General features: G+C 60.5%; 10 protein-coding genes. 8 read left to right on the top strand and 2 right to left on the bottom strand.

The genetic code is table 11. The annotated features are described in order from the left end of the window. Positions 1 to 28: 28 nt before the first annotated feature. The 6 genes from AAGQ88_RS05740 to AAGQ88_RS05715 all read left to right on the top strand — a co-directional run bounded on the left by AAGQ88_RS05740 (position 29) and on the right by AAGQ88_RS05715 (position 8917). Entirely contained in the window at positions 29 to 841 is an 813-nt protein-coding gene (locus tag AAGQ88_RS05740; RefSeq protein WP_342654678.1) for a helix-turn-helix transcriptional regulator, read from the top strand. Positions 842 to 917: 76 nt separating this feature from the next. Next, on the top strand, positions 918 to 2531 hold the full coding sequence (locus AAGQ88_RS05735) for an FMN-binding glutamate synthase family protein (protein ID WP_342654677.1): 1614 nt from the start codon (positions 918 to 920) through the stop codon (positions 2529 to 2531). Positions 2532 to 2784: 253 nt separating this feature from the next. Continuing rightward, positions 2785 to 3927: an OpgC domain-containing protein gene (locus tag AAGQ88_RS05730; RefSeq protein WP_285423242.1), complete on the top strand. Its 1143-nt coding sequence runs from the start codon at positions 2785 to 2787 to the stop codon at positions 3925 to 3927. Between the two features lie 413 nt (positions 3928 to 4340). Continuing rightward, the gene (locus AAGQ88_RS05725; RefSeq protein ID WP_342654676.1) at positions 4341 to 7463 is read left to right on the top strand and encodes a transglycosylase domain-containing protein; all 3123 of its coding nucleotides are present in this window, start codon (positions 4341 to 4343) and stop codon (positions 7461 to 7463) included. Between the two features lie 93 nt (positions 7464 to 7556). Further along, positions 7557 to 8150 (top strand): PadR family transcriptional regulator, encoded by a 594-nt coding sequence (locus AAGQ88_RS05720; RefSeq protein ID WP_342654675.1) that lies wholly within the window; start codon positions 7557 to 7559, stop codon positions 8148 to 8150. Next, on the top strand, positions 8147 to 8917 hold the full coding sequence (locus AAGQ88_RS05715) for a siderophore-interacting protein (protein ID WP_342654674.1): 771 nt from the start codon (positions 8147 to 8149) through the stop codon (positions 8915 to 8917). Before AAGQ88_RS05720 ends, AAGQ88_RS05715 begins: the two co-directional genes overlap by 4 nt. 33 nt (positions 8918 to 8950) lie before the next feature. On the opposite strand, the gene AAGQ88_RS05710 is transcribed toward AAGQ88_RS05715, so the two are convergent. Continuing rightward, the gene (locus tag AAGQ88_RS05710) at positions 8951 to 9607 is read right to left on the bottom strand and encodes a Pr6Pr family membrane protein (RefSeq protein ID WP_342654673.1); all 657 of its coding nucleotides are present in this window, start codon (positions 9605 to 9607) and stop codon (positions 8951 to 8953) included. 35 nt (positions 9608 to 9642) lie between these two features. After that, complete coding sequence (locus tag AAGQ88_RS05705; protein ID WP_062388148.1) at positions 9643 to 9870, bottom strand: VF530 family protein; 228 nt, start codon at positions 9868 to 9870, stop codon at positions 9643 to 9645. A 251-nt stretch (positions 9871 to 10121) separates the two neighbouring features. Between AAGQ88_RS05705 and AAGQ88_RS05700 the strand changes: the two genes are divergently transcribed. Continuing rightward, entirely contained in the window at positions 10122 to 12152 is a 2031-nt protein-coding gene (locus tag AAGQ88_RS05700) for a TonB-dependent receptor (RefSeq protein WP_342654672.1), read from the top strand. 384 nt (positions 12153 to 12536) lie between these two features. Beyond that, the gene (locus AAGQ88_RS05695) at positions 12537 to 13901 is read left to right on the top strand and encodes a carbohydrate porin (protein WP_342654671.1); all 1365 of its coding nucleotides are present in this window, start codon (positions 12537 to 12539) and stop codon (positions 13899 to 13901) included. Positions 13902 to 13997: the final 96 nt, after the last annotated feature.

Genomic DNA, 13997 nt, shown 5'->3' with positions numbered 1-13997 from the left:
GCTGTAGTAACCCATTAGGGGTAGATCAATGACAATCGCACTTCAGGACATTGCCTGGCATCGCTCGGTCGCGCAGTTGATCGAAGCGCTTGACCGCCCCAACTTCTGGGCGCAACTGGTACGCCTGCTGGGTCAGTACGTCAGCTTCGATAGTTGGGTGTCGCTGCAATTCAGCTCTGGCCAACGGCCCCACGTATTCGCCGAATGCCCGGCTGAGGACGGCAGCCCCGATCAATTGTTCCAGGACTATCTCAAAGGCCTGTACCTGCTGGACCCCTTCTACATCGCCAGTCGCGAGCGCTCACAAAGCGGTCTGTTTCGGCTTGCAGAAGTCGCGCCGGAGCATTTCGAACTGACCGAGTACTACCAGCGATACTTTCGTCTGAATGTCGTCGCCGATGAAATACAGTTCAATTGCCAGCTCGATCAGGACCGAACGCTCTGCCTTTCGCTGGGTTCGACGCAACGTTACAGCGCCGAGCAGATCGCCCTGCTGTCAACGATCCAACCGTGGGTCATTGCGCTGCTGCGCCAACGCCTGCCGTTTGAGCTGGCGGAAAAGACGTCCGATAACGAACCGGTCATCGCCCAGCAGCCCGGCGCCGACTGGCGTATCCAGCTGGAGGCCTCGGTGCAGCAAAGTCGCGGAGCACAGTTGACCGCCAGGGAGCTGGACGTGGGCCGCCTGATGCTCAGCGGTTGTTCGAGTAAGGAAATCGCACGCAAACTGGATATCTCCGCCGAAACCGTGCGGGTTCACAAAAAGCACATCTACAGCAAGCTCGGGATCAAATCACAGTCCGAGCTGTTTTCGATTTTTCTTCAGGCGCAGAGCGCGTGAAGCGAAACACAGTCTTGCCGAAACAAGGCGCGGCACAGCGCTCTCTCCCTTAACCGTGTAAAGACCAGGACCGCCTATGAGCTTGTCGCTTCTAAGTCGCTACGCCGTATTCGTCGGCTGCGTATTGTTCACCCTGTTCAGCCTTCCGTTTCTGTACCACGAATGGCTTTGGCCGTTCACCCTCACCACGGCAGTGTTGAGCCTGATCGGGCTGTTCGACCTGATCCAGGTGCCACACTCGATACGTCGCAACTACCCGATTCTTGGCAACATCCGCTACGCCGTCGAGACCATCCGACCGGAGATCCGCCAGTACCTGCTGGAATCCGACAGCGACGCCCTGCCCTTCTCCCGCGCTCAACGTTCGCTGGTTTATGCACGCGCGAAAAATGAATCGGCCGACAAACCGTTTGGCACCTTGATCGACGTCTATCAGACCGGTTTCGAATTCATCAGCCATTCCATGCGCCCGGCGCCGTTGGCCGACCCGAACCAGTTCCGCGTGACAGTGGGCGGCCCGCAATGCGCTCAGCCGTATTCCGCGTCGATCTTCAACATCTCCGCCATGAGCTTCGGCTCATTGAGCGCCAACGCAATCCGCGCGCTGAACAAGGGTGCAAAACTGGGCAACTTCGCCCACGACACCGGCGAAGGCAGCATCAGCCCCTACCATCGTGAAAACGGTGGCGATCTGACTTGGGAACTGGGCAGTGGCTACTTCGGATGCCGTACCGCCGATGGCCGCTTCGATCCGGAACGCTTTGCGAAACAGGCGCAGGATCCTCAGGTGCGGATGATCGAGATCAAGATGAGCCAAGGCGCCAAGCCGGGCCACGGCGGCATTCTGCCCAAGCACAAAGTCACTCAGGAAATCGCCGAGACGCGCGGGATTCCCATGGGCGAAGACTGCATTTCGCCCTCTCGGCACAGTGCGTTTTCGACGCCCACCGAATTGATGCAGTTCATTGCGCAATTGCGTGAGCTGTCCGGCGGCAAACCGGTGGGCTTCAAGTTGTGCCTGGGCCACCCGTGGGAATTCATGGGCATCGCCAAGGCCATGCTGGAAACCGGGATTCTTCCGGACTTCATCGTCATCGATGGCACCGAAGGTGGCACCGGAGCCGCACCCGTGGAATTCACCGACCACATGGGCGTGCCGATGCGCGAGGGCCTGTTGTTCGTGCACAACACGCTGGTGGGCCTGAACCTGCGCGACAAGATCAAGCTGGGCGCCAGCGGCAAAATCGTCAGCGCGTTCGACATCGCCAGCGTGCTGTCCATCGGCGCTGACTGGGCCAACTCGGCGCGCGGGTTCATGTTCGCCATCGGCTGCATCCAGTCGCAAAGCTGCCACACCAACAAATGCCCGACCGGCGTCGCCACTCAGGATCCGCTGCGCCAGCGCGCGCTGGTGGTTCCGGACAAAGCCCAGCGGGTGTTCAACTTCCACCGCAACACGCTTCACGCGTTGGCCGAAATGCTCGCCGCGGCCGGTCTGGACTCGCCATCGCAACTGGAAGGCAAGCATCTGGTGCGCCGCATGTCCGCCACTGAGGTCAAACTGTTCTCTCAGTCACACGTCTTCTTGCAGCCTGGGCAGTTGCTCAATGGCGTGGTCGATGACAGCTTTTACTCACGCATGTGGCGCATGGCGCGGGCCGACAGCTTCGAGCCCAATGATATCGATTGATCGATTCGCCTTCGCCACTGAATGGAAGTCGCTATTGCCAGCAGCGTGTTGAACACGCTGTTGGCGCAGCTGCGCAGGGCTGCTCCAGCCCTGTTCCAGAGCGGCCGGTTGAGACATCCTGTAATATTCAACCTTTGCCTTTACCCCCTAAAAGCCCCACCCTTCGCGCCGCCGATCAGCCCTGGCTGTCGCTGCGGAACCAAGGCCTCCATTAGCCTATCTTCTTTAAACACATTGCAAGAGCTCCACCGTCATGACGAACGGACGCGACCATCGAATCGACTTCTTTCGAGGTTTGGCGCTGATCTTCATTTTTTGGGATCACGTACCGGACAACCCTTTCGCGCAGCTGACCCTGCGCAACTTCGGCTTCAGCGACGCGGCTGAAGTCTTCGTTTTCCTCGCCGGTTATGCCGCTGTTCTGGCCTATGGCCGTGTCGCCCAGCGCGACGGTTATGCTGTTGCCTGCCTGCGCATCCTGCGACGCACGTGGGTGCTTTATGTGGCGCATATCTTCCTGCTGACCCTGCTGATGGGCATCGTATTCGTTGCCAACAACCACGTCGAAACCCGCGACATGGTGCGCGAGATGGGCCTCGAATATTTTGTCGGCAATCCGCAACAGGCGCTGGCCGACGAATTGCTGCTGCGCTTCAAACCCAACCTCACCGACCCGTTGCCGCTTTACATCCTGCTGATGGGAGCGTTGCCGCTGATCTTGCCGATCATGCTGCGCAACGCTGCCGTCGCCGTCGGCCTATCGATCTCGCTGTACATGATGGTGCCGCTGTTCGGCTGGAACCTGCGCGCCTATGAAGGCGGCGGTTACTGGTACTTCAACCCGGTCGCCTGGCAATTGATCTTCGTGCTCGGCGGCGCCTTCGCCATGCACACACAAAAACCGATGACCGTTCGTTCTGGCGAGCGCCCGTTGTGGCAACAGCCGCTGTTTATGGGCGCCGCGCTTTACCTGTTGATCGCGGCAAACATCGCGCTGCTCTGGAAATTCCCGGAGGTGCACGACGCCTTGCTGCCCAAAGCGTTCACCGACCTGATCTATCCGATCGACAAAACTAACCTCTCTCCACTGCGCCTGCTGCACTTCGTCGCGCTGGTCTACGTGGTCGCCAAACTGCTGCCCGCCTCACATGCGTGGCTGGACAACTGGCCTGCCCAGCAAACCTGCCGCATGGGCCGCTACTCTCTGGAGATCTTCTGCCTGGGCGTGCTCCTCGCTCCCCTGGCTGACGGCATCAACGCGCTGGCAGGTGACATCTGGCAAATGCGCGTGATCACCGCCCTGCTGGGCCTGGGGCTGATGTTGCTGCTGTCCAACTGGCTGGAATTGAACAAGCGACTGGGCAGCCCGAAGAGAGCGCAGGTGGTGCAGGTCTGAGAACGGGTTCTCACTGAACGAAACCCTCGGAATTTTCCTACTGGTTTATCAGGCAAAGCTTTTTCGCATGCGGCCGTTATGCGAAGAAGGTACGGGTAAATCAGCGAGGAAATAATGGATATCACTCTTCGGGTCAGCGTCCCGAAGAGGAATGCCGACCGAATCCGCAACAAGGCCTGACTGGACGTCGTGACGTCGTCTTACTCAGGTAATAATCGAAATAATATAGAAACAGGATACTTCTACCCATCACTGCAGCCCAGGAAGTGAAAATCTGACGTCGAGCTCGAAACCACAGCCGGTCGCCCCCGCCTGCTGCGCCCCCGAGGGAAATTCACAAATCCCTCACCCTCCCCACCCAGCGTCTAAGCTTGTAGTCAGGTGCGATTAACAGGTTTAACCGGGCCAACGATATGGGCGCTTTCTGGCATTCCGATACGAAGAAGACTGCGGTTACGGCTGACAGTCAGGGGGAATCTCCAATGCCTGTGAGCCCGAGACAGAGGCAGTATGTCTGGCGGGTCGTCTGGGTTGTGTTGCTGATGGCGATGGTAGCTCTGGGGTTTGCTGTTGCCTCGGAGGTGCGCAGTTCCAGACTGCAGGCCCGCGAGTTCAGTGATTTTGCCAGGGACCTCAGCTACACCGTGGAACCGGGCGCAAGCGATGCGATTGTCTACCCAGGCGACGGCCCGTTCGATAAGCGGTTGGGTTATTCGGCGCTTGGGGAGTTTCTGCCACGTCTGCTCAAGCGCGATTACCTGATCAGCGCGCAGGCGCGGTTCTCCCCCAGTATGCTGTCCTACGCCAACCGCGGTTTCTTCGTGCCTTATCAAGAGAAAAGCCAGTCTGGCTTGACGATCACGGACTGCCGCGGCGATGCCCTCTATCAATACACCTACCCTCAGCAGCTTTACCCGACCTTTGCGGCAATCCCGCCGGTGCTGGTCAACAGCCTGTTATTCATCGAAAACCGCGACCTGCTCGATGCCGGTCAGCCGCAGGCCAACCCGGCCGTCGACTGGCCCCGGTTCCTCAAAGCCGCCGTGTCTCAGGTCGCCAAGGCAGTTGGCTTGCCCGGGCAATCGGCGGGTGGCAGCACGCTTGCCACGCAACTTGAGAAATACCGTCATTCGCCTGATGGCTTGACGCAATCCGGCAGCGAGAAGATCCGTCAGATGGTGTCCGCCAGCGTGCGGGCCTATCAACCAGGGCCGCAAACCCTTGAAGCCCGGGAGCGTGTCGTGCGTGACTACCTCAACAGCGTGCCGCTTTCTGCTGTGCCGGGCCACGGAGAGGTCCACGGCATGGCTGAGGGGCTGCGGGTCTGGTACGGCGCAGACTTCGACCGCACCAACCAGTTGCTCATGGCAGCGGGCAACGATGCGAAGACCCTCGCCGCACAGGGGCTTGCGCTGCGCGAAGTGCTGTCACTGGTGATCGCGCAACGGCGGCCTTCGCACTTTCTGGCAAAAGGCCGAAAGGAACTGGCGGACCTGACCGACAGCCACATTCGTCTGCTGGCGCAGAACAAAGTCATCGACCCGCCGCTGGCCGACGCTGCGCTCGCGGCGACCGTGACCTATCGCGACTGGGTGCAGCAGCCTACCGTGCAGCCTATCGAAACCAACAAGGGGATAACGGTCGCGCGCAATCGCCTGTCGAACATGCTGGATCGCCCGCTCTACGATCTTGATCGTCTGGACCTGTCCGCAACCAGCACCTTGCAAAACGATCTGCAAATCAGTGTCGGCCAGTACTTGCGGGACCTGGCGAATCCTGAATTCGCAGGCAAGCTGGGCCTGATCGGTGAGCACTTGCTCACGCCCACCAGCACCCAGGCGGTGCGCTACAGCTTTACGCTGTTCGAACGGGACATCGACGGCTCGCGTGTGCGCGTGCAGACCGACAGCACCGATCAGCCGTTCGACATCAACGAGGGGAGCAAGCTGGAGTTGGGCTCGACCGCGAAAATGCGGGTGTTGACCACTTACCTGCAGGTCATCGCCGAACTCCACGACAAGTACGCGGGCATGAGCAATGCCGAACTCAAGAAAGTCCCGGTCGAGGATCCTGACCGGCTGAGCCGGTGGGCGCTGGACTACTTGATGCAGAACAAGGACCGCGACCTGTCGAAGATGCTGGCCGCAGCACTGGACCGCAAGTATTCCGCAAGCCCAGGCGAAAGCTTTTTCACTGGCGGCGGCATGCACCACTTCAACAACTTCCGGCGGGAAGACAACGCGCGCAATCCTACGCTGCGCGAGGCGTTGCGTGAGTCGATCAACCTGCCGTTCATTCGGCTGATGCGTGACCTGGTGCGCTACACCACGTATCAGGGACCGAACAACAGTGCCGTGTTGCTCAAGGACGACAGCGATCCGCGACGTCAGGAGTACCTGGCGGAATTCGCCGATCGCGAGGGCACATCGTTCCTGCTGCGGTTCTGGAAACGCTACAAGAACAAGTCGACGCAGGACCGGCTCGATACGTTTCTCGACAGCGTTCATCCCTCTGCCAGCCGGCTCGCCGCCGTGCATCGCTATCTGCTGCCCGAAGCCAGCCAGAGTGCTTTCAACGCATTTGTACGGGCCCATGCCGTGGCGGACAAAACCAGGCCTGGGCTGACCGAGAAGCGTCTGGACGAGCTGTATTACGCCTACGGCCCGGGCAAGTTTGATCTGCCGGATCAAGGCTACATCGCCCGCGTTCACCCGCTGGAACTGTGGCTGGTCGGCTACCTGCTGCAAAACCCTGATGCCAAGTTCAAGGACGCCGTCGCCGCCAGTCGTTTCGAGCGTCAGGAGGTGTACAGCTGGCTGTTCAAGAGTCGGCACAAGAGCGCTCGGGACAGTCGCATCCGGACGATGCTGGAGATCGAAGCCTTTCTGGATATCCACCAGCGCTGGCAGCGTCTGGGCTATCCATTCGATCATCTGGTGCCCTCGCTTGCGACGGCGATAGGCAGCTCCGGCGATCGCCCTGCCGCGTTGGCCGAGCTGATCGGGATCATTCAGAACGACGGCGTGCGCTTGCCCGTTCTGCGTATCGACAGCCTGCATTTCGCCGCCGGAACGCCTTACGAAACGCAGCTGAACAACAACCCGGAACTGGGCAAGCGCGTGCTGTCTTCCCAAGTGGCGGCCGCCATGCGCGAGGCGTTGTCCCAGGTGGTCGACGCGGGTACGGCAAGGCGCGTCTCCGGAAGCTTCAAGCTGCAGGACGGGACGACCCTGGCGATGGGCGGCAAGACCGGGACAGGCGACAACCGCATCGAAAGCATTGGCTCCGGCGGGCGCATTCTGGCGTCCAAGGCGATCAACCGGACCGCCACCTTCGTGTTCTTCATCGGCGATAACCATTTCGGCACGCTCACCGCTTACGTGCCCGGTCGTGCGGCCGAGAGTTTCAAGTTCACTTCCGCTTTGCCCGTTCAGGTGCTCAAAGGCATGGCGCCGATCCTGAATCTGTATCTGGAACCGGGCACGTACAGCCAGTGCAAAGCGCCTGCGGCGACGCAGGTGGCGAGCATCTACTGACCGCCAAACGAGAACCGTTCGTCTTAACGTCTCTTGCGGAAGCATTAAGATATATCTTAAGGTATATCTAACTGTAACGAGAGATGAAAAGCGATGAGAGACCACTCACACGATCACCCCCACCATCACCGGCCGCATTTCGGCGAACATGGCGACAGCCGCGACGGTTTCGAGAAACGGACCGGCCGCGAACGCGGCGGACGCGGGCCGCGTGTTTTTGCGCCCGGCGACCTGAAGCTGCTGCTGCTCGCCTTGATTTCCGACCAGCCTTGCCACGGCTACGATCTGATCCGGCAGATCGAGGGCATGTTCGACGGCGCCTATAGCCCGAGCCCCGGCGTGATCTACCCGACGCTGACCTTCCTGGAAGAAAGCGAGCTGATCCTCGGCGACGCCGAGGCAGGCAAGAAGCGTTACCAGATCACCGCGACCGGGCAGCAATTCCTTGCAGAACAGGCCGTCGCGCTGGACGGCGTGAAGATGCGCATCGATGTCAGTAAGCGCTCGCTGCGGGGACACGACCGTCCGCCGGAAATCCACGAGGCTGTGCATAACCTGCGTCACGCCCTGCAGATGCATCACGGTCGCTGGAGCCCGGAAGAAATCATCCGCGTTCGCGACCTGTTGAACGAAACCGCCAAAGCCGTCGTCGACGGTCCAGTCAAGCCGTCGGAGACGTCCGTATGAATTCACAGCAGTCGATCCATCGAGTCAGCCACGAGATCAAGCGCCGCAAGCTTCAGGTGTTGCGCGTCACGGACATCACGCCGCGAATGCGCCGCGTCACGTTGCACGGACCGGAGCTGGCCGGCTTCATCAGCCTGGGCACCGACGACCACGTCAAACTGCTATTCGCGACCACGCCGCAGGAACAAGCGGCGCTGGACAGCTTCATGCCTGGGCAGAACAGCGAAGGGCCAAAGCCTGCGATGCGGGACTACACGCCACGCCGCTATGACGCGGCATCGGGCGAGCTGGACATCGATTTCGTCCTGCACGGCGAAGGTCCGGCCGCCACCTGGGCCGCTCAGGCTCAAGCCGGGCAGTTTCTGTACATCGCCGGCCCGCGCGGCTCGATGATTGTCCCGGACATGTTCGACAGTTATCTGCTGATCGGCGATGAAACCGCCCTGCCGGCCATCGCCCGCCGCCTGGAGGAACTGCCCGCCAACCGCCGCGCGCAGGTCGTCATCGAGATCGAAGACGACGCAGAGCGTCAGACCTTGAACAGCAAGGCCCAGGTGGACGTGATCTGGGTGCTGCGCGGGGAGCGCGACCTGTTGGAGGTGACACGCCAGCTGACCTTACCCGAAGGTACGCTGTATGCCTGGGTGGCGACAGAATCAGGCCTGTCGCGCAAAGTTCGTCGCGTATTGCTCGATGAATTCGGGCTTGATGAAGCATCGGTCAAAGCGGCAGGCTACTGGCGCATCGAAGGTTCGGACGAGCAATAACCCTGACACCGCGGGACGTCGAGGGGATCGCAGCTATTCCCTTCGACGCCTGGACCTGTCGATCAGCAGGATCAACAACCCGATTCCGACGAACCCCGCCAGCACCCCGAATGCATTGATCAATGCACTCGTCACCCCCAGCGTGCCGATGTCCAGAAACGGATAGAGGTAGTCGCCGTAGATGTCCCCGCGAAACAGTAAGTACGCAAAATACAGCGCCGGATAGAGCATCCACAGCAGCACGTGGTTCAGACGCAGCACGCCCCTCGCGACGTACAGCCACCAATACCCCAGAAACAGCAGCGGCATGACGTCGTGGAGCAACTCGTCAGCGACCCACTGCCAGCCCTGCGGGCTCCATAAATGGCGCAGCAGCAGGCTGTAAGCGACGCCGACCAGCAGAATGCTGGTGACGATTCCGCCGCACACCACGGGGGATCTGAAGAAGCGATGACCCGCGCTGTGCCGGTCGGTGATCGCACACGTGAGCGCCACGGCGACCAGCGTGTTGGTCAGTACCGTGAAGAAACTGAAATAGCGCACCAGCCCGCCCATCACACTGGCGTCGTCAGTCCAGCGGCCCCACAGAATCAGATAAAGCTGCACGGCCAGCGCAAACCAGCCCAGTAGCGCAGCGGCGGTGGCATAGCGGCGCTGTCCCCGCGCCAGGTGCAGCGTTTGGCTTTCCATCCAGCGTCATTCCTGTGCGATCGAAGCGGAGTGAATCAGCCGCGTTTGGTGCGGGCCAGTTTCACGTAAAGGGCTTCGACCTTTTCCCGCGCCCAAGGTGTCTTGCGCAGGAACGTCAGGCTCGACTTGATGCTCGGATCGCTCTTGAAGCAACGAATATCGATGCGCTCGGCAAGGCCAGACCATTCGTAGTGCTCGACCAGCGCATTGAGGATCTGCTCCAGCGTCACGCCATGCAGCGGGTTGTTGTGGGGTGTGGTCATGCCGGGCCTTTTGCATTCGATGAGTGACAGGGTCGCGAGGTGCGCACCTTAACGGAGCAACCGGCAGGTGTGAAGAGACAGCTGTCGCGCAGGAGCGGCCTTGTCCTCACAGGCCTGCGAAAGGGCCGCCGGCGCCAGCCAACGAGCGCTGTAATCGTCGTCCGATTCCAAAATGATTGCAATTTTATTGTTATGTTATAACACTAACAGCCCGATCATTTTCGAATCACTCCCTGACAAGGAAACGCTGCATGTCCCGCCCATCCATTTTTCCGCTCTGGCACCTGACTCCGCTGGCCACCGCGCTGCTGCTGGCGTCACCGGCGAACGCCATAGAACTGGAGCAACAAACCATCACCGCCAATCCGCTTGGCAGCGATCAATTGGCGTCGCCCAGCACTGTACTGACGGGCGACGAACTGACGCTGCAGCAAAAAGGCAGTCTGGGCGAGACGTTGAACAAGCAGCCAGGTGTGTCCTCGTCGTACTTCGGACCTGGCGCAAGCCGACCGATCATTCGCGGCCTGGACGGTGACCGCATCCGTCTGCTGCGCAACGGCGTCGGCGCGCTGGACGCTTCATCGCTGTCCTACGATCACGCGGTTCCGCTGGACCCGGTCAACGTCGACCGTATCGAAATCGTCCGCGGCCCGGCCGCGCTTCTTTATGGCGGCAGCGCCATCGGTGGCGTGGTCAACACGTTCGATAACCGCATCCCCACCGAGGCCATCGAAGGCATTCATGGCGCAGGCGAACTGCGCTACGGCGGCGCCGACACCACGCGCAGCAGCGCAGGCAAGCTCGAGGCGGGCAACGGCACGTTCGCCCTGCATCTGGACGCGAACGCTCGCGAGTTCAACGATCTGAAGATTCCGGGGTATGCCCGGACCGCCGATCAACGCGCACGCGATCCGGATGGCGACGACAAGAAACATCGACTCGGCAACAGCGACGGGCGCCAGGACGGCGGGGCAATCGGCGGGGCGTACACGTGGGACGACGGTTATGCCGGGCTCTCCTACAGCAACTACGACGCCAACTACGGTTCGCCCGCCGAGCAGGACGTGCGGATTCGCATGAAGCAGGATCACTACGCTTTCGCCTCTGAGATCCGTAACCTCAGCGGTCCATTCAGCTCGGTGAAACTGGACGCCGGCTACACCGAATACAAACACATGGAAATCGAAGACGGCGAGATCGGCACGACGTTCAAGAACAAGGGTTACGAAGCCCGCGTCGAAGCTCGGCACCAGCCGATCGGTCCGCTGAATGGCGTGATTGGCGCGCAGGTGACGCGCAGCGAATTCTCCGCCCTGGGCGAGGAAGCGTTCGTGCCGCAGACCGATACCGATGCCGGCGCGCTGTTCATTCTGGAAGAAATGCAGGCAACCGATCGCCTGAAACTGAGCCTGGGCGGGCGACTGGAGCACACCACCGTCGACCCGGACGGTAAGGGCAACGAGCGCTTCTCCGGCGCCGACAGTTCAAGCAGTTTCACGGCGGGCAGCGTGTCTTCCGGTGCGGTCTACACGTTGACGCCGGTCTGGTCGCTGGCGGCCACTCTGGGCTACACCGAACGTGCGCCGACGTTCTATGAGCTGTACGCCAACGGTGCTCATGTCGCCACCGGAACGTACGAAGTCGGCGATGCCGATCTGTCGAAAGAAAAAGCCGTCTCCAGCGATCTGGCGCTGCGCTTCGACAACGGTACCCACAAAGGCAGCGTCGGCGTCTTCTATAGCCGCTTCTCCAACTACATCGGGCTGCTGGGGACAGGTCGCACTCTCAACGATGAGGGCGTCGAAGACCCGGACGGCATCCCCGAGTACGGGTACTCGGGCGTGCGCGCGCGGTTCGCCGGTTTCGAGGCGCAAGATCACTGGAAGCTGGGCGAAAGCCGCTACGGAAGCTTCGCCCTCGAGCTGTCGGGGGATTACACCCGCGCGAAGAATCTCGACACCGGCGAAGCACTGCCACGCATCGCCCCACTTCGCCTGAACAGCGGGTTGCTGTGGGCGCTGGACAAGTGGCAAGCGCGTATCGATGTGGAGCACGCCGCGTCACAAGGGCGAGTGCCGGACAACGAAACCGGCACCGACGGCTATACCACGCTGGGCGCCAGTGCCGGATACACATTCGACGTCGGCGGCAGCCAGTGGCTCGCTTTCGTCAACGGCGAGAACCTGACCAACCAGACCGTGCGCTACGCCAGCTCCATTCTGCGCGACATCGCTCCGGCGCAAGGTCGCAGTATCGAGGTCGGGCTGAGGACCACCTTCTGATCTGATTCGCCCATCCGGTCAGTCATTCGTACGCAGTGTGCAGGGGCCAGCCCTCTGGTTCCTGTACATGCACAACCACGCAGCGTTGCCGCCTTATCTGTACATCCTGCGCAACGGTCTTAACTTCCTGCTTCAATCGTCTCATCCTCTCGAAACAGACGAATCATAAGGGACAGCGCTGTCCCGTCTTTCACGACTGTTGCGCAACCTGTAACTATTCTTGTCGCAAAAACCTCTTTTTTTAAAATCGTTAGCCCCCTATCATCGCGCCGCGTTGCAAGCTGAAACGATTAATTTTTTTGTCTGTCAAGTTTTGACACGCGGCTTATCGACGCAGCTCGCGCCTGTGCCGTCTCCAGATCACTGAAAAGAACTCATCGCCCTATGCCTTCTCACTCCAAACGCTGCATATGCATTCGTCCGCTTCGTCATCGCCATGCGCTGGGACTGGCCGTCTTGAGCCTGGCGACAAGCGCTCACGCTGCGCCCGCCTTCGACAGCCAATCGCCGTGGATGCTGGGAGACTGGGGCGGCAAACGCAGTGAGTTGTCGCAGGAAGGGTACGACTTCAAGCTCGATTCGGTCGTGGAGGTGGGCTCCAACCTGCATGGCGGTTACGACCACGACAAGGCCACCCGCTACAGCGATCAGTTCGCCCTCGGCGCGCACATGGATCTGCAGAAGATCCTTGGCTGGCAGGACGCCGAATTCCAGCTGACGCTGACCAACCGCAACGGCGACAACATCAGCAACGACCGTGTCGGCGATCCGCGCGTGGGCACGATTTCTTCCTCGCAGGAAGTCTGGGGCCGTGGCAACGTCACGCGCCTGACGGACATGTGGTATCAGCAGAAATTCTTCGACCGCTCGCTCAGCGTCAAGGTCGGCCGCTTCAACCCGGGCGAAGACTTCAACACCTTCCCGTGCGACTTCCAGAACCTGGCGCTGTGCGGTTCGCAAGTGGGCAACTGGGGCGGCGGCATCTGGTACAACTGGCCGATCAGCCAGTGGGCGATGCGCGTCAAGTACGAGCTGAATCCGGAACTGTTCGTACAGATCGGCGCCTTCGAGCAGAACCCTTCGAATCTGGAAAACGACAACGCGTTCAAGCTCAGCGGCAGCGGCACCAAGGGCGCGGTACTGCCTGTGGAAGTCGTGTGGTCGCCGAAAGTCAACGGACTGCCGGGTGAATATCGCCTGGGCTACTACTACAGCACCGCCAGCAGCACAGATGTGGTCAAGGACAGCAACGGCGGTTACGCAGCCCGCAGCGGCGATGACTACGCGTCGTCGTCGAGCAAACACGGCATGTGGCTGACCCTGCGCCAGCAAGTCACCCGCGAGGCCAGTGATAACAGCCGCGGCCTGAGCCTGTTCGCCAACGGCACGCTGCATGACAAAAAGACCAACATGATCGACAACTTTGTCGCCCTCGGGGCCACGTACAAAGGTCCGTTCGACGCGCGGCCCGAAGATGACATCGGGGTTGGCATCAGTCGCATTCACGTCAATCCGGCGTATCGCAAGAACATCAATCTGAGCAATCAGGCCGCAGGCGTGTCGGACTACGACGACCCGGCCTTCCTGCCTGTGCAGGACACCGAATACAACGCCGAGGTGTATTACGGCGTGCACGTTACCAACTGGCTGACCGTGCGTCCCAACCTGCAATTCATCCGTCATCCGGGCGGCGTGAATCAGGTCGATGATGCGCTGGTTGCCGGACTGAAAATTCAATCCTCGTTCTGATCGGCTTAATTAACCTTTCTGAATCCCGTTTCAGGAACTAGCTTCAATAAGACGGATTCAAAGGGCTCGAGCCGAAAAAATTGAAAAGAACAAAGC

This window comes from Pseudomonas sp. F3-2, assembly GCF_038804275.1.
Classification (GTDB): domain Bacteria; phylum Pseudomonadota; class Gammaproteobacteria; order Pseudomonadales; family Pseudomonadaceae; genus Aquipseudomonas.
The sequence above is the reverse complement of the archived record's forward strand: the minus strand, read 5'-3'. Positions and strand labels throughout refer to the sequence as shown.

Bases quoted from the DNA above. Each gene is read 5' to 3' on its own strand.
- AAGQ88_RS05740 (WP_342654678.1), top strand. From the start codon at position 29: ATGACAATCGCACTTCAGGACATTGCCTGGCATCGCTCGGTCGCGCAG.
- AAGQ88_RS05735 (WP_342654677.1), top strand. From the start codon at position 918: ATGAGCTTGTCGCTTCTAAGTCGCTACGCCGTATTCGTCGGCTGCGTA.
- AAGQ88_RS05730 (WP_285423242.1), top strand. From the start codon at position 2,785: ATGACGAACGGACGCGACCATCGAATCGACTTCTTTCGAGGTTTGGCG.
- AAGQ88_RS05725 (WP_342654676.1), top strand. From the start codon at position 4,341: ATGGGCGCTTTCTGGCATTCCGATACGAAGAAGACTGCGGTTACGGCT.
- AAGQ88_RS05720 (WP_342654675.1), top strand. From the start codon at position 7,557: ATGAGAGACCACTCACACGATCACCCCCACCATCACCGGCCGCATTTC.
- AAGQ88_RS05715 (WP_342654674.1), top strand. From the start codon at position 8,147: ATGAATTCACAGCAGTCGATCCATCGAGTCAGCCACGAGATCAAGCGC.
- AAGQ88_RS05710 (WP_342654673.1), bottom strand. From the start codon at position 9,607: ATGGAAAGCCAAACGCTGCACCTGGCGCGGGGACAGCGCCGCTATGCC.
- AAGQ88_RS05705 (WP_062388148.1), bottom strand. From the start codon at position 9,870: ATGACCACACCCCACAACAACCCGCTGCATGGCGTGACGCTGGAGCAG.
- AAGQ88_RS05700 (WP_342654672.1), top strand. From the start codon at position 10,122: ATGTCCCGCCCATCCATTTTTCCGCTCTGGCACCTGACTCCGCTGGCC.
- AAGQ88_RS05695 (WP_342654671.1), top strand. From the start codon at position 12,537: ATGCCTTCTCACTCCAAACGCTGCATATGCATTCGTCCGCTTCGTCAT.